The following is a 14842-nucleotide window of genomic DNA, read 5'->3' as shown; positions in this document are numbered from 1 at the left end:
GTCCCTCCGAGGAGGTTTGCAGTGTCCCGATTGTCCGCGATCAGACCCGCGTACTGGATCTCCGGTGTGCTCCTGGTGGTGGCTGTCGTCGTACCGCTCCTGGTGCCGACGTATGCCAAGAAGGACCCGCACCTGTGGGGTTTCCCGTTCTTCTACTGGTACCAGCTGCTCTGGGTCTTCCTGTCCGCGATCCTGGTCAGCATCAGTTACCGCCTGCTCCGCGCCGAGGAGCGCCGGCGCCGGGCCGAGCAGGGCCTGGGCGACCCGGACAAGGACGGTGACCAGTGAACACCAAGGTCGACTGGGTGCAGCTGATCATCGTCGTGGTGATCTTCGCCGGCGTCACCGTGATGGGATTCATGGCGGCCCGCTGGCGCAGCGGCGGTCACCTCGACAACCTCGACGAGTGGGGTCTGGGCGGTCGCGGGTTCGGCACGTTCATCACCTGGTTCCTGCTCGGCGGCGACCTTTACACGGCGTACACGTTCATCGCCGTACCGGCCGCGATGTACGCCACCGGCGCAATCAGCGGGTTCTTCGCGGTGCCGTACACGATCGTCGCGTACCCGATCGTGTTCGTGTTCATGGCCCGGTTGTGGTCGGTCTCGCACCGGCACGGGTACGTGACACCGGCCGACTTCGTGCAGGGGCGGTACGGCAGCAAGCTGCTGTCGCTGGCCGTCGCGATCACCGGCATCCTCGCGCTGATGCCGTACATCGCGCTGCAGCTGGTCGGTATGCAGGCGGTCTTCGAGACGATGGGACTCGGCGGCAACAACACGCTCGCCAAGGATCTGCCGCTACTGATCGCGTTCGCGGTACTGGCGGCGTACACGTACTCGTCGGGGCTGCGGGCGCCGGCGATGATCGCGTTCGTCAAGGACTTCCTGATCTACGTCGTGATCCTGGTCGCGATCTTCTACCTGCCGCACGTGCTCGGCGGCTGGGACGGGATCTTCAACGCGGCGCAGGAGAAGATGGCCAAGCCGAACCCGGTGACCGGCAAGCCGACCGGGTCGTTCATCCCGGGCGACGCGGGCTACGTGTCGTACTGGACGCTGGGGCTCGGGTCCGCGATGGCGCTGTTCATGTACCCGCACTCGGTGACGGCGGTGCTGTCCACCAAGACGCGGAACGTCGTACGGCGCAACGCCGCCATCCTCCCGGCGTACTCGCTGCTGCTCGGGCTGCTCGCGTTGCTCGGCTTCATGGCGATCAAGGCGAACGTGAACGTGAAGGGCCTGGACGGGCTGGCGAACCCGCAGCTCGCGATCCCGCGGCTGTTCGACCAGGAGTTCCCGTCCTGGTTCGCCGGCATCGCGTTCGCGGCGATCGCGGTCGGCGCGCTGGTGCCGGCCGCAATCATGTCGATCGCGGCGGCGAACCTGTTCACCCGCAACATCTACCGGGCCTTCATCAAGCCGTCGGCGACGCCGAAGGAGGAGGCCAAGGTGTCGAAGCTCGCCTCCCTGCTGGTGAAGGTCGGCGCGCTGGTGTTCGTGCTCGGCATGGACAAGACGATCGCGCTGAACCTGCAGCTGCTCGGCGGGATCTGGATCCTGCAGACGTTCCCGGCGATCGTGGTCGGGCTCTACACCCGCTGGTTCCACCGATACGCGTTGCTGGCCGGCTGGGCGGTGGCGATGATCTTCGGCACGGTGTCGGCGTACAACGTGGTGAACCCGGCGACCAAGAAGCACTTCGGCGGATCGCTGGCGAACATCCCGTTCACCAACACGCAGGCGTACATCGCGCTGACCGCCTTCGTGATCAACGTGATCGTGGTCGTCGTCCTGACGTTCGTCCTGCGGGCCCTCAAGGTCGCGGACGGGGAGGACACCACGCACCCGTCGGACTACACCGCGGACCGCGGCGACCCGGGTGTGGCCGACGTGGTCGAGCCGGCCAAGTCCTGAACCTGGTGACAGCAGCGGTCCGGGACTCCCGGGCCGCCGCTACTTTTTGCGGTTAAGTCGACACGCTGCGGGGTCAGCTTGCCCGGTTTCGGGCCGCTGATTCGGCAGAATCACACCCGTGCTGCTGGTCCTCCTCGTCATGGTTCTCGCTGCCGGGGCGGCCCTCGCGACCGGCGGCCGCTTCGGCCGTCTGGCCGGCAACACCCTGACCGGCGTGCACTGGCTCGCCGCGGCCGCGATCGGCCAGCTGCTCGGCTCGATCGTCGGCGGTACGGCGTACCCGATCGGACTGGTCGGATCGGCCATCTGCATCGCGGTCTTCCTCCGCCAGAACCTGCGCCGCCCCGGCGTCGGCCTGCTGGCCCTCGGCTTCTTCTCCAACGCCGTCGTCGTCGCCCTGAACGGCGCGATGCCCGTGTCCCTACGGGCCCTGGAACGTGCCGGCGTCGGCGGCACCCCCGTCACGGACGCCCGCCACGAAGTCGCCGACGCCACCACCACCCTGCCCTGGCTGGGAGACGTCGTACCCGTGGCCCTCCCCGGCCTCGGCCAGGCGATCAGCCCCGGCGACCTCCTGATCGCCGCCGGCGCCGGCCTCCTGCTGTACGCCGGCATGGGCGCCAACGGACGCGTCGCCGCCTCGACCGCCCCCGTCTGGGACGACCTCGAACCCTGCGCCGGCACCCCCGCCCTGCTCCAGCTCTCCCCGCGGGCCGGCCGCGAACTCGCCTCAGAACCGGAAGCCGCGCCCGACGACCCGACGCAGTGACTCCACCACCACCGGGTCGTACTCCGCCCCGATCCCCAGCCCGATCGACTCCATCGCCTTGTCCGGCGACTGCCCCGACCCCTCCCCCACCAGCTGCTCGTAGGCCAGCGCAACGTTGACGATCCCACTCTCCACCGGAATCGACGAGTCGTTCGCCCGCCCGTGCCGATACGGATCGTTGGAGTGCCGCACGATCTCCGCGACATGATCCAGCACCCCCGACCGCTCGATCACCGCCGCCCCGATCTCCGCCGCCCGCTGCCGCTCCTCCCGCGTCCGCAACAACGAAGCCCCACCCGGACTAGGATCCGCCAACGCCAACTGCCCCACCCCGGACAGCAACGCCGCATACTCCAACGCCTCCATCCGCCCCGGCGTCAACCCCAGATCGTTGCCAATAGCCACCGCCAACGCCGCCGTCCGCGCGTTCTGCCCCGGACTACTGAACCCCGCAATCTCCGTACTCCGAGCCATCGACCGCACCGTCGTCCGATACGTCCGCTGCGCCGACGCATACCGCCGAAACGCAAACTGCGTCAACAACAACGGCACAACAACCAACGGCACCGCCCAGAGCCCTAGCAACGACGTGCCGGCGGCCAGCAGAACGCCGCCCAGGCCCATTGCCATCCCGATCTGCCCCATCACCGTCAGCTCGTCGCGAAGCGCCGCCGGGAACGGCTTGTTCTCCAACTCGGTCGCCTGACCGGCGCCGACGAGCGCATCGACGACGCCGGCGGTCAGGACACCGAGGATCATTGCCAGGCACAACAACGCCGCATGGCGCCAGGAACCGTTCCACCCGAGGTCGGCAGGGATCACCGCGGAGAAGACCAGCGCGGTGCAGGCCACCGACAATGCGCGCCGGCTGGAGACGACGATGTCCCAGCGAAGTCCGGCGATCGCCCGCGGGATGATGCCGATCATCGTCGCGAGCGTCGTGACCACGATGATCTGCGACACGCTCGGGGGCGTGTCCAGCGACGGGCCCCTGAGCATCGCGTACGCCAACGCGGCACTGGTCGCGATCGGCGCCCGGTTGCGGCTCCGGTCGACGTTGAACTGCACCATCTCACCGATCGCGATCAACGCACCGAACGTCAGACCGAACTCCCACTCGGTCACGCCCTCGCGGGCGGTGACCACAGCGGACACCAGCCCGACCATGAGCCCCGCCACGACGATGACCGCGCCACTGCCCATCCGCCGGACATCAAGGTCGCTCGGCGATTCCTGGCTCGTCACACGGGCCCCGCAGCTGTTCCCGACGCGCCGCCACCGCTTCCGAGGCTGAGGTCGTCGTGGTCCACCGCCATCTGCACCGCCGTGTCGGGCGCCGGCTGCTCGGCCACGGGCACCTTCCAACCGTGCTGATTGATCACCTCGACGAACGCGTCCACCAAGGCGGGGTCGAAGTGCGTGAGCTTGTCCTTCACCAGGATCGCGAGCGTCTCGTCGACCGAGCGCGCCGGCCGGTACGACCGGGTCGAGGTCAGCGAGTCGAAGGCGTCAACGATGCCGATGATCCGCGCGAAGTACGGGATGTTGGTCCCGCTCAGGCCGGCCGGATACCCGGTTCCGTCGTACTTCTCGTGGTGGTGCAGAACCGCGGACTTCACTTCCTCGAGGAACGGGATGTTGCCGATCAGCTCGACCCCACGGGCCGGGTGCAAGCGAATCGCATCCATCTCGGTGTCGTCGAGCTTGCCCGGCTTGCGGATGATCCGCGTCGGTACGCCGACCTTGCCGACATCGTGCAGCAGCCCGGCGTTCTCCAGCGCGGCCTGCCGGTCGGGTGACAGCCGCAGTTGCCGTCCGAGCATCCCGACGCCCTCGCTGACGCGTTCGGAATGACCGCGGGTATAGAGGTCCTTGGTCTCGATGACCTGGATGAACGCCCGGAGCGTCGCAGCCTGCGCGTTCTTCTCCACTTCGTACTGGGACAGCGCCCAGCGGGCGAACAGCAACGGGACGAGGACCAGCAGCCCGGCCACCGGCCCGAGTCCGCCGAGCCACACGACCGCCAGCAGCAGACCGAGAAACCCGTACCCCGCCATCGGCAGGAATGTCGGAACGACCACCTGGCGAAGGAAGTCGGTCGGGCTGGCCTTGCCGTCGATCCAGATCACGAGCGACACCAACGCAGCATTGGCGATGTGCTGCGCAACAGTCGCTGCCATCGTGGCAGCGATCGCTCGGAACTCGTGATCGAGCGCGCCATCCCCGACCGGACCGTTGGCCAGCGTGTAGGCGATTCCACCTGCTGCGGTAGCCAGCACACGTTGTGCACCGTTGAAGACTCGTCTCTCCCAGGGCAGCCGCCGGCGAACCTGCGGCAGGTATGCGACCGCGGTGGCGATCACGGCTGCCCACGGACCACTGATGACATAGACGGTCATCAGTACGACCGAATCCAGAGAGGCTAGATAGGTCCTGCCCACGGAGAAGCGGAGGAAGCCGCCGATCAGCATCAGCAGGCAGAGCGCCCAGAGCGTCCAGAAGTCCGTTACGTGTCCAACAGCGAGCGCAAGAATGAACAGGGCCAGAACGGTCGCCACAGAGACGAAGACACGAAGCGCGTGATGCCTCATGTCGCGACCACCTGCTCCCGTCCGGAATGCCGGATCACCAGTCCCAGTAGTCGCCTAGCATAGGTCACCTCCTATCAGCGTTCGCAGTCTTACGCCCCGCAGCTCGGGCGGGGACGTAGGGGGCCGACAGCACACCGCTGACTGATATGTATTTTGCTCCTACGAGCTGCGCCGAAACACTGTAAGCCCCAACGCGACTGGCCGCCGACTGCGGCGTCATCGGCTGTGGTATGAGAGACTGTGACTCTTTGCAGTTGTTTCAAGGAGGCTTAGGAATGGGAAAGACTGGCCGGAAGCGCCGTGCACGCAAGAAGAAGGGCGCGAACCACGGCAAGCGCCCGAACGCCTGACTCAGGCGGCTACAGACAGCGAGGACCTCGGAGAAATCCGGGGTCTTTGCGATTTGGTCACAGGTTTACACCAGACCAGCTAATCAGAGGTCCTGTATTCGGAGAGTCTTCAGCCGCATACTGAATGCGATCTTTCAAACGATCGTTGGGTATTCGCTTCACCGGAACCCGGACCTGTGGACAACGGCCACCACCCGGCGGCGGATCCCTCTAGAGTTGGCCCCGGCAAGTTTCCGGTACTGACCGATATGGGCTCCGAGGAGGGTGGGCAGTGAACGAGCAGGCCACGCCGACCCTGAGCGAGCTGCTCCGTACCTTCCGTGCCCGTGCCGGCCTCACCCAGGCCGCCCTCGCCGAGCGGGCAGGCCTCAGCGAGCAAGCCATCAGCGTGCTCGAACGCGGCACCCGCAGCCGCCCGCGCGCCGATACGGTCCGCGCCCTGATCCAGGTGCTGGCGCTCACCCCGGCCGAGGCCGAACAGTTCCGCACCGTTGCCCGCGGCAAGCTCGGCGCACCACGCAAACCGGCGGCGGCGAAGGACTCCTCCGCCGATCAGCTGCCGACCCCGTGGCAGCTGCCACCGGCCGCCGCCGACTTCACCGGCCGTTCGGCCCAGGTCGGCGCAATCCTTTCTGTACTTCGGGATCCGTCCACGGTCGGTCTGGTCACCATCACCGGGATGGGCGGCATCGGCAAGACCACGCTGGCGGTGCACGCCGCACACAAACTGACCGGCAACTACCCGGACGGTCACCTCTACCTGAACCTGCGCGGCTACGGCCCAGGCGAGCCGATGACACCGGCGGACGCCCAGCGTCATCTGCTGCGTTCGCTCGGTTCCGACGTCGCGTCGATCCCCGACAACGTCGACGAGGCAACGGCCTTGCTGCGCAGCCAGCTGGCCGGCCGGCGCGTGCTCATGCTGCTCGACAACGCCGCGGACATCGCCCAGGTGCTGCCGCTGCTGCCAGGAAATGCGGGTTCTTCGGCGATCATCACCAGCCGGGGCTCGTTCGCGACGCTGCCCGGCGCCCGCCAGATCCTCCTCGACGCCCTGTCCGAGTCGGAGTCGGTCGACCTCCTGGCCGGCGTGATCGGCCAGTCCCGGGTCGTCGCCGAGCCAGGCGCCACCCAGGTCCTGGCCAGGTACGCCGGCCGCCTCCCGCTTGCGATCCGGCTGGTCGGAGGCCGGCTCGCCACCCGCCCGACCTGGCCCATCCAGCATTTCGTCGACCTGCTGCACGACGAGGAACGCCGCCTGGACAGCCTCGGCTCCGACGAAACCGGCGTCCGCGCAAGCATCGCCAGCTCGGTCCACTTCCTGGAAACCAGCGACCGCGACCTCGACAGGCAGGCAGCCGCGGCCCTCCCGTGGCTGGCCGTCCCGGACGGCACGGACATGACGACAGGAGTCGCCGCCGCGACTCTCGACCTGCCGCTGCGCCGGGCTGACGCGATCGTCGAGCGACTTGTCGATCTCAACCTTCTGGAATCCGCTGCTCCCAGGCGCTATCGGTTCCACGATCTGATCCGTGCGTACGGCCGGGAGGTCGCCGACCAGACCTTGTCTCAGGCCGATCGGGACGCGGCCATGACCCGCGTTCTCCAGTACTACGCGGAGGCGGGGTGGCGCTGCCAGGAGCTGACTCACTCGACCAGCCCACGCCTTCCGCTCGCGACGGTCGGGATCAGTGGGCTCCTCCCGACGTTCAGCAACCGGGAAGCCAGTCTGCGCTGGATGGACGCCGAGCAGCGAAATCTGACGGACCGCTTCCGGCAGGCACAGCAATCCGGCCTGGCCGAAAGCGTGCTCCTCGCAGAGCTGGCGCTGTCGCTGTTCGGGTATCACGAGTCACGACGTCGATGGCAGGAGATGCGCGAGATCGGCGCCGGCGCGGTCGAGCTCGCGCAACGAAACAACCGGCCTGCGACCGCTGCCTGGCTGCAGCACGACGGCGCGATCCCGGACGCCGAGACCGGCGCGGTCCCGGCAGCGATCGCCCGGATCCAGGTCGCCCTCCGAATGTTCGCCGCGATCCGCGACCCGTTCGGCCAGGCACGCTGCTCGTCCTCGCTCGCCTACCTGCTCGGTATGGAAGGCGAGGTCGACGACGCGTTGGCGTACGGGCGGATCGCCCTGTCCTTGAGCCGGACGATCGGTGACCCGACCCTGGAGGGCGTCTCGTTGATCGCGGTCGGCGGTCTCTACGACCGGCTCGGCGACTTCGCGGCGGCTGACAAGGCGTTTGCCGAGGGCATCGGACTAGCGGTGGCTGCCGACGACAGCCGCGGCATCTTCAAGCGGAACCTGAACGCCGGGCTGGCGCACGTCCAGGTCGGACGATACGACGATGCCATCCGGATGAGCCGGGAGGCGTTGCGGGTCTCAGAGCAAGCCGGCGACCTCACCTACCAGAGCGAGAGCCAGCACCTGCTTGCGATCGCGCATGCCGCCAATGGCGACTTCGCCCTGGCAGCGGAACATATCGAATCCGGTCTGCGCCTTGCGCGGGCCGTCCGGGACGCAGAGCGGGAGGGACGGCTCTACGTCGAACTCGCGAGAATCAATGCCGCGCGCGGCGACCGTGCCGCCGCGGCCGAGCAGCTCAATACCGCGTTGACGATCCTCCGGAATGGGCCTGAGATCTACCCTGCGAGTGCCCGCGAACTCCTCGACAAACTCGACCGGGGCGAAGACATCCGATATGAGATCGTCGTCAGCTCGATTTGATCAAACGGTCAAATCAGTCGGTGGTGGTGATCGTGGTTTCGATTTGGATTTGGGTTAGTTTGAGGAGGATTTTCTGGCGGAGGGCGTCGGGGGCGTGGTCGGAGCCGCAGGAGCGGTGGACCAGTTTTTTGACGCAGCGTTCCAGGTCGTACTCGTCGAGGCAGGGGGCGCACTCTTCGAGGTGCTGGCGGATCTGTTCCGAACTGGCGTCTTCGAGTTCGTTGTCGATGAAGACGTAGACCCGCTGCAGGATCTCCCCGCAGTCGGCGTCGTGGGGCTCGCCGCAGCTCACGACTCCTCCTTCTTCGCGGTCGCGTCGGAGTCCGACGGGCCTGCGTCCGTGCTGTCGTCCGGCGGGATCAGGCCGCGATCCCGGGCGTAGTCGCCGAGCAGGTCGCGCAGCTGGCGCCGGCCGCGGTGCAGCCGCGACATGACGGTGCCGACCGGGGTGCCCATGATCTCGGCGATCTCCTTGTAGGCAAAGCCTTCGACGTCGGCCAGGTACACGGCCAGCCGGAAGTCCTCCGGGATGGCCTGCAGGGCGGACTTGACGTCGGAGTCGGGCAGGTGCTCGAGCGCGACCGCTTCGGCCGACTTGAGGCCACCGGGAGTGTGCGACTCGGCGGCGGTCAGCTGCCAGTCCTCGATCTCCTCGGTGGGCGACTGCGTCGGCTGCCGCTGACGCTTCCGGTATCCGTTGATGAAGGTGTTCGTCAGGATCCGGTACAGCCAGGCCTTCAGGTTCGTGCCCGGCGTGAACTGGTGGAACGAGCTGTACGCCTTCGCGAAGGTGTCCTGCACCAGGTCCTCGGCGTCCGACGGATTACGGGTCATCCGCATCGCCGCGGCGTACATCTGGTCCAGGAACGGCAGCGCTTCGCGCTCGAACCGCGCGGTGCGCTGCTCGGGTGTCTCGGTCGTGGTGGGAGTCGGCATCGGGATCGAGAATACCGGGGTCTTCCCAGAAGTCCGCGCCGGAGCCTCTCTCGTTGCCATCATGCCGGTAACAACACGCCCGGCCGCGGGGGCATTCCCGTGGCTAGCCGGACACCTCGCGGCCGACCCATTCGAACACAGCTTCGACCAGCAGGTCGTACGTCTCCTGCTGGTCCAGCTCGGCCCGTTTCGGCACCTTGAACGAGTGATCGGCGTCCGGTACGACGGCCATCTCGGTCAGCGGCGGGAACTCCTCCGGCGTACCGAACGGGTCCCGCTCCCCCTGCACCACCAGGGTCGGCAGCCCCGCGCCGCGGAGCTCGTCCACGCGGGACTTCTCCGGCTTCCCGGGTGCATGCAGCGGAAACGCGAGCGCCAGTACGCCGGACGCGCCGAGGCTGCTCGCGGTACGGCAGGCGACCCGGGCACCGGCGCTGCGACCGCCGATCACCAGCGGCGTCCGGACCCGGAGCTGCCCGATGATCGCGATCCACGCCTCGTCGAGGATCTTCGGCGCCGGGGCCAGTTTGCGGCCCGCGCGGCGCCAGGGCTGTTCGATCAGGAACACGTTGATGTCCTGCTTCGGCAGCCGGCTCGCCAGTGCGGCCAGGTCGCCGGACTCGATCCCGGCCCCGGCACCGTGACCGAGGGCCAGCGTCGCCACCGGGCGGCGGGCGCGGTGCGCCACGATCCGGGCCTCGCCGTGCGGCGTCCCCACAATCCGTTCGTCGGTCACCCGCCCCATCCTGTCATCCACACCGCGCTAATCCCCACCCCGTACACGGTGGGTCGCCCCGCACCCCCATCCGCCTCCCCAGTTGAGGGGTTGCCCACTCAACTGAAGGGTTGCCGGCCGGAAATCCGAGGGGACAACCCGGCAGTTCAGTGGGCAACCCCTCAACTGAAGGGTTGTGCGGGGAGGGGTGGGTGGGGTCAGAAGAGCGTGGTCGGGGCGTCCTGCGGGTCTTCGCCGTCGGGCGGGAGCGGGTCGAGCAGGTGCGGGCCGTTGTTCTTCACGGAGCTGACCGCCTTGGAGACGGCGTACGCCTCGAGCCGGCCGGGTGCGGCCGGGACCAGCAGTTCCAGCAGGTCGTCGGGGTCGGACGACAGCGGATCGAGCCAGGCGTCGTACCGCTCGCGTTCGACCAGCAGCGGCATCCGGTCGTGGATCCGGCCGAGGTCGTCGGTGGACGACGTGGTCAGCACCGTGCAGGTCCACAGCCAGGCGGCGTCCTGGTCGGGATCGGCGACCGACCTGTCGCGCCAGATCTCGTACAGCCCGGCCATCGCGAGCACGCTGCCGTCCGGCGGGTGGATGAAGTACGGCTGCTTGACCGGCTTGCCGTTCATCTTCTCCTCGGCGGTGTACCACTCGTAGTACCCGTCGGCGGGGAGGATGCAGCGCCGGGTCGCGAACGCCTTCTTGAACGCGGGCTTCTCCGCGACGGTCTCCATCCGGGCGTTGATCAGCCGGCTGCCGATCGAGGTGTCCTTGGCCCAGGACGGCACCAGCCCCCACTTGACCGTGGTCAGCTTCCGGACCGTGGCGTCCGGCTGCTCGCGGTCCTTGCGTTCGACGACCGCGATCACCTGGTTGGTCGGCGCGACGTTGTAGTTCTCGCCGAGCTCCTCGACCGACTCGCGCACGTTGCCGGCCTCGATCTCGAACTCGGCGACGAGGTCCGACGGCGCCCTGCTGGAGGCATACCTACCGCACATGGCCCCACCCTAGACCGGCGCAGATCATATAGGCCGATCTATATAACTGTGCCTATACTTGTCGTATGAGTACCCGGACCGCCACGATCGGCGAAGCACTGTTCGGGCTGGCGACGGTCGCGATCCGGCGCCGGCCGCGGACGCTGAGCCTGACCGCGGCCTCGGTGCTGTCGACACTGGAGCGCACCGGCCCGCGGCGGCTGACCGACCTCGCCGTCAGCGAGGAGGTGACGCAGCCGTCGATGACCGCGCTGGTCACCCAGCTCGCCGGCCAGGGCCTGGCCGAGCGTCGCCGGGACGCCGCGGACGCCCGCGTCGTACTGGTCGCGATCACCGCCGCCGGCAGCCGCCGGCTCCGCGACATGCGGGCCGAGGGCGCGGCCACGATCGCGGACCTGATCGACAAGCTCGACGACTCCGACGCGGACGCCTTGCATGACGCCGCCCCCGCACTCCTCCGGCTGATCCAGCTGGCCGGCGAGGACCAGGACAGCCGTACCCCGTTGCCGAAGAGGTGACCAGATGAATTACGACGCCGAAGCCCGGCGCACCCCCCTCCCGCCGAAACGCCGCCTCGGCGAACCGGCGATCGTCGTCGGCCTGGACGGTTCCGGCACCAGCTGGGACGCGTTCGCCTGGGCGGCCGGCGAGGCACTACGGACCGACGGCCGCCTGGTCGCGGTCTACGTGATGCCGTACTCCGATCCGACCGCCGCCCTCGGTGTTCCGTACGACTACGCCGCCGCGCAGGACAACCGCCAGGAGCTGGCCGCGGAGATCGAGGCGGAGGCGGAGCGCCGCGCGCAGGAGACCGGCGTACAGCTGAGTTTCGTCAGCGAGTACGGCGACGCGATCGGGACGCTGTCCGGCGTGGCCCGCGAGGTCGACGCGCGGCTGGTGGTGGTCGGCCGGTCCGCGAAGCGCTGGCACCGGCTGACCGGTTCGCTCGGCCATCGGCTCACCTGCCGCAAGGACGCCCCGGTCGTCGTCGTGGTGCCGTAGACACCCCACCGGAGGTCGGCCTCCGGGTAGCGAGATATACTTAGCATTGCTAAGCAAATCTCTCTCTGGGGAAGTGCTGCTGTGACTTCAAGCGACAACTCCGTCCGTCGTTTCGCGGTCGAGAAGGACCACCCGCACTACAAGTGGGTGGCGCTGTCGAACACCACGCTCGGCGTCCTGATGGCGACGGTGAACTCGTCGATCGTGATCATCTCGCTGCCGGACATCTTCCGCGGCATCAAGCTCGACCCACTCCGGCCGGGCAACGTCAGCTACCTGCTCTGGATGCTGATGGGCTTCCTGGTCGTCACCGCGGTGCTGGTCGTCACGCTCGGCCGGCTCGGCGACATCTACGGCCGGGTCAAGATCTACAACCTCGGCTTCCTGGTCTTCACGATCGGGTCCGTGGCGCTGGTGTTCGACCCGCTGACAGCGGGCGCCGGCGCGCTCTGGCTGATCCTCTGGCGGGTGGTGCAGGGGGTCGGCGCGGCGATGCTGTTCGCGAACTCGACCGCGATCCTCACCGACGCGTTCCCGGCCGACCGGCGCGGCTTCGCGCTCGGGATCAACCAGGTGGCCGCGATCGGCGGCTCGTTCATCGGGCTGATCGTCGGCGGCGTGCTGGCGCCGGTCGACTGGCGGCTGGTGTTCTTCGTCTCGGTCCCGTTCGGCCTGCTCGGCACGGTCTGGTCGTACCACAGCCTGCGCGAGACCAGCACGAAGTCCGCGGCCCGGATCGACTGGTGGGGCAACGCGCTGTTCGCGGTCGGCGTGACCGCGATCCTGGTCGCGATCACCTACGGCATCCAGCCGTACGGCGGTCACGAGATGGGCTGGACCAGCCCGTGGGTCCTCGGCGGGCTGATCGCCGGACTCGTGCTGCTGGTCGCGTTCTGCCTGGTCGAGGCGCGGACGACCGACCCGATGTTCGACATGTCACTGTTCCGGATCCAGGCGTTCTCGGCGGGGAACCTGGCCGGTCTGCTGTCGTCGATCAGCCGCGGCGGGCTGCAGTTCATGCTGATCATCTGGCTGCAGGGCATCTGGCTGCCGCTGCACGGGTACAGCTTCGAGAGCACGCCGTTGTGGGCCGGCATCTACCTGCTCCCGCTGACGATCGCGTTCCTGATCGCGGGCCCGTTGTCGGGGTACTTCTCCGACCGGCTCGGCGCGCGAACCCTCGCCACCGGCGGCCTCGTGCTGGTCGCGGTGAGCTTCGCCGGGTTGATGGTGCTGCCCACGGACTTCCACTACTGGGCGTTCGCCGGCCTGCTGATCCTGAACGGCATCGGCTCCGGCCTGTTCTCCGCGCCGAACACCACCGCGATCATGAACAGCGTGCCCGCGAACCGGCGCGGCGCCGCGTCCGGCATGCGCGGCACGTTCCTGAACTCCGGTACGTCGCTGTCGATCGGCGTGTTCTTCACGATGATGATCGCCGGGCTGGCCGCCACCCTGCCGCGGACGCTGACCGACGGCCTGCACGCGCACGGCGTACCGCAGGCCGTTGCCGCGGGCATCGGTAACCAGCCGCCGGTGGGCAGCCTGTTCGCCGCGTTCCTCGGGTACAACCCGATCGGGACCGCGCTGCACGCCGTACCGGCGTCGGCGATCAAGGGTGCGGACCTCGGGACGCTGACCAGCAAGCAGTTCTTCCCGGAGCTGATCTCCGGGCCGTTCCACCACGGGCTGGTGATCGTGTTCGCGGTGGCGATCGGGATGTCGCTGGTCGGCGCGGCGGCGTCGCTGTTCCGCGGGCCGCGCTACATCCACACCGAGCCGGAGCCCGCGCCGGTGCCCGCCGCCGTCCGGCCGTGACAAGGACAAGCGGCGGCGGATCGCCCACCCCGTGTTAGGCGATCCGCCGCCGGTCCAAGTGCGCCCGGGCGCCCCCCTGTAGGCGCCCGGACGCAGGTCTCAGGTTCTGGCCAGCTCGTCGAGGAGCCTCCCGGCCATCGCGTCGCTACCGGGAAGGCCTTCGATCCAGATCCGGGCCAGCTGCGGTACGTCGGTGTCCAGCCGCCACTGCGTGATCAGGGCTCGTACCGTCGCGACCTGCTCCGGCAGGTTCGGCTCGCGGCCGACGAGCGCCGCCGCGCGGCGTGAGCCGACGCGGCCCAGTACGTCACCGCCGCAGAAGACGATCCGCAGGCATTCCGCGACGTCGACGAGCCGGAGCTCGCGGTCGAACGGCGATGTGCCTTCCGGATTGAGCGGTTCGACAACCACCAGTGCGTGGGTTTGCGGTACGGAAGTTCCACGGAATTCCGCCTCTCGGTAGAGCTCGCCGAGCCGGGACCGCAGGTGCGCCAGGCTGGACAGCCCGGTCAGCGGGTCCTCGCAGGACAGCGAGTGCAGGTAGACAAGAGATGCCTCGGCCCAGCTGGAACTGAGTGCGCGTACCGCGGCGAAAGCCGGCTCGCCCCCGGCGATCGAGCGGTACAGCGCACTCAGCCCATCAAGTGCCTCCACCAGCGAGATTCCGTCGGCCGCGAGGCGGCGTCCGGTCTCGTCCGATGCAGGCACGACATCGGCACCGTCCCGCAGCGCCTCGGCGATCGCGAGATAAGCACTGTGGTCGGTACCAGCTGTGCCGTGCGGTTCCCTCCGGCCGCACGGTGGCTCCATTGACGACGCTTCCGGCGCGATCCGGGCGGGCGACCCCGCCAGGTTCAGGGACGGTTTGCCGGGCCGCAGGTCGAACCGTCGGCGGATGTCCGCGAACAGTGACATGGCCCTCCTCAGTTGTCCCGTCAGTCTCCCGACCGGTCGGCCGGAAGCGTCGTACGCCGAAGAGACAGACCCCGTGACGGTTCATGACGCGGATT

The 14842-nt window shown here is 68.4% G+C and carries 15 protein-coding genes; 8 read left to right on the top strand and 7 right to left on the bottom strand.

All coding sequences use genetic code 11. The features are described 5' to 3' along the window. Nucleotides 1–21 precede the first annotated feature (21 nt). From ACXJJ3_RS33155 to ACXJJ3_RS33145, 3 genes are all read left to right on the top strand, one after another. Nucleotides 22–288, top strand: a complete 267-nt coding sequence (locus ACXJJ3_RS33155) for a DUF3311 domain-containing protein (protein ID WP_380194502.1) — start codon at nt 22–24, stop codon at nt 286–288. Further along, nucleotides 285–1916, top strand: coding sequence for a monocarboxylate uptake permease MctP (gene mctP / locus ACXJJ3_RS33150; protein ID WP_458165808.1), 1632 nt, complete (start codon nt 285–287; stop codon nt 1914–1916). Before ACXJJ3_RS33155 ends, mctP begins: the two co-directional genes overlap by 4 nt. A 118-nt stretch (nt 1917–2034) precedes the next feature. Further along, entirely contained in the window at nt 2035–2685 is a 651-nt protein-coding gene (locus ACXJJ3_RS33145; protein ID WP_458165807.1) for a DUF5317 domain-containing protein, read from the top strand. Here the strand turns inward: ACXJJ3_RS33145 and ACXJJ3_RS33140 are convergent. Beyond that, nucleotides 2647–3930 carry an HD-GYP domain-containing protein gene (locus ACXJJ3_RS33140; RefSeq protein ID WP_458165806.1) on the bottom strand — a complete coding sequence of 428 codons (1284 nt, stop codon included), beginning with the start codon at nt 3928–3930 and terminating at the stop codon, nt 2647–2649. The genes ACXJJ3_RS33145 and ACXJJ3_RS33140 overlap by 39 nt on opposite strands. Beyond that, nucleotides 3927–5243 carry an HD-GYP domain-containing protein gene (locus tag ACXJJ3_RS33135; RefSeq protein WP_458165805.1) on the bottom strand — a complete coding sequence of 439 codons (1317 nt, stop codon included), beginning with the start codon at nt 5241–5243 and terminating at the stop codon, nt 3927–3929. The genes ACXJJ3_RS33140 and ACXJJ3_RS33135 overlap by 4 nt, the downstream gene beginning before the upstream one ends. A gap of 308 nt (nt 5244–5551) precedes the next feature. Between ACXJJ3_RS33135 and ACXJJ3_RS33130 the strand changes: the two genes are divergently transcribed. Beyond that, complete coding sequence (locus ACXJJ3_RS33130) at nt 5552–5626, top strand: 50S ribosomal protein bL37 (protein WP_369759046.1); 75 nt, start codon at nt 5552–5554, stop codon at nt 5624–5626. 271 nt (nt 5627–5897) lie between these two features. Beyond that, nucleotides 5898–8357, top strand: coding sequence for a helix-turn-helix domain-containing protein (locus ACXJJ3_RS33125; RefSeq protein ID WP_458165804.1), 2460 nt, complete (start codon nt 5898–5900; stop codon nt 8355–8357). A 13-nt stretch (nt 8358–8370) separates the two neighbouring features. On the opposite strand, the gene rsrA is transcribed toward ACXJJ3_RS33125, so the two are convergent. The 4 genes from rsrA to ACXJJ3_RS33105 form a co-directional block, all read right to left on the bottom strand. After that, complete coding sequence (rsrA, locus tag ACXJJ3_RS33120) at nt 8371–8649, bottom strand: mycothiol system anti-sigma-R factor (protein WP_458165803.1); 279 nt, start codon at nt 8647–8649, stop codon at nt 8371–8373. Beyond that, nucleotides 8646–9293 carry a sigma-70 family RNA polymerase sigma factor gene (locus tag ACXJJ3_RS33115; RefSeq protein WP_458165802.1) on the bottom strand — a complete coding sequence of 216 codons (648 nt, stop codon included), beginning with the start codon at nt 9291–9293 and terminating at the stop codon, nt 8646–8648. Before ACXJJ3_RS33115 ends, rsrA begins: the two co-directional genes overlap by 4 nt. Before the next feature lie 103 nt (nt 9294–9396). Further along, complete coding sequence (locus ACXJJ3_RS33110; RefSeq protein WP_458165801.1) at nt 9397–10038, bottom strand: alpha/beta hydrolase family protein; 642 nt, start codon at nt 10036–10038, stop codon at nt 9397–9399. A gap of 188 nt (nt 10039–10226) precedes the next feature. Beyond that, nucleotides 10227–11012, bottom strand: a complete 786-nt coding sequence (locus tag ACXJJ3_RS33105; protein WP_458165800.1) for an SOS response-associated peptidase — start codon at nt 11010–11012, stop codon at nt 10227–10229. Between the two features lie 65 nt (nt 11013–11077). Between ACXJJ3_RS33105 and ACXJJ3_RS33100 the strand changes: the two genes are divergently transcribed. The 3 genes from ACXJJ3_RS33100 (at nt 11078) to ACXJJ3_RS33090 (ending at nt 13832) form a co-directional block, all read left to right on the top strand. Further along, nucleotides 11078–11530 carry a MarR family winged helix-turn-helix transcriptional regulator gene (locus tag ACXJJ3_RS33100; protein ID WP_458165799.1) on the top strand — a complete coding sequence of 151 codons (453 nt, stop codon included), beginning with the start codon at nt 11078–11080 and terminating at the stop codon, nt 11528–11530. Nucleotides 11531–11534: 4 nt separating this feature from the next. Beyond that, a complete protein-coding gene (locus ACXJJ3_RS33095; RefSeq protein WP_458165798.1) occupies nt 11535–12014 on the top strand; it encodes a universal stress protein in 480 nt (159 codons plus the stop codon). An 81-nt stretch (nt 12015–12095) separates the two neighbouring features. Continuing rightward, nucleotides 12096–13832 (top strand): MFS transporter, encoded by a 1737-nt coding sequence (locus ACXJJ3_RS33090; RefSeq protein WP_458165797.1) that lies wholly within the window; start codon nt 12096–12098, stop codon nt 13830–13832. Nucleotides 13833–13931: 99 nt separating this feature from the next. On the opposite strand, the gene ACXJJ3_RS33085 is transcribed toward ACXJJ3_RS33090, so the two are convergent. After that, nucleotides 13932–14747 (bottom strand): hypothetical protein, encoded by an 816-nt coding sequence (locus tag ACXJJ3_RS33085; protein WP_458165796.1) that lies wholly within the window; start codon nt 14745–14747, stop codon nt 13932–13934. Between the last annotated feature and the right edge of the window lie 95 nt (nt 14748–14842).

The organism is Kribbella sp. WER1 (assembly GCF_054189145.1).
Note: the sequence above shows the minus strand (reverse complement) of the source record. Positions and strands in the feature narration are given on the sequence as shown.

What these genes read in the sequence shown, in the direction of transcription:
- ACXJJ3_RS33115 (WP_458165802.1), bottom strand. Translation starts at nt 9,293, where the DNA reads ATGCCGACTCCCACCACGACCGAGACACCCGAGCAGCGCACCGCGCGG.
- ACXJJ3_RS33110 (WP_458165801.1), bottom strand. Translation starts at nt 10,038, where the DNA reads ATGGGGCGGGTGACCGACGAACGGATTGTGGGGACGCCGCACGGCGAG.
- ACXJJ3_RS33105 (WP_458165800.1), bottom strand. Translation starts at nt 11,012, where the DNA reads ATGTGCGGTAGGTATGCCTCCAGCAGGGCGCCGTCGGACCTCGTCGCC.
- ACXJJ3_RS33100 (WP_458165799.1), top strand. Translation starts at nt 11,078, where the DNA reads ATGAGTACCCGGACCGCCACGATCGGCGAAGCACTGTTCGGGCTGGCG.
- ACXJJ3_RS33095 (WP_458165798.1), top strand. Translation starts at nt 11,535, where the DNA reads ATGAATTACGACGCCGAAGCCCGGCGCACCCCCCTCCCGCCGAAACGC.
- ACXJJ3_RS33085 (WP_458165796.1), bottom strand. Translation starts at nt 14,747, where the DNA reads ATGTCACTGTTCGCGGACATCCGCCGACGGTTCGACCTGCGGCCCGGC.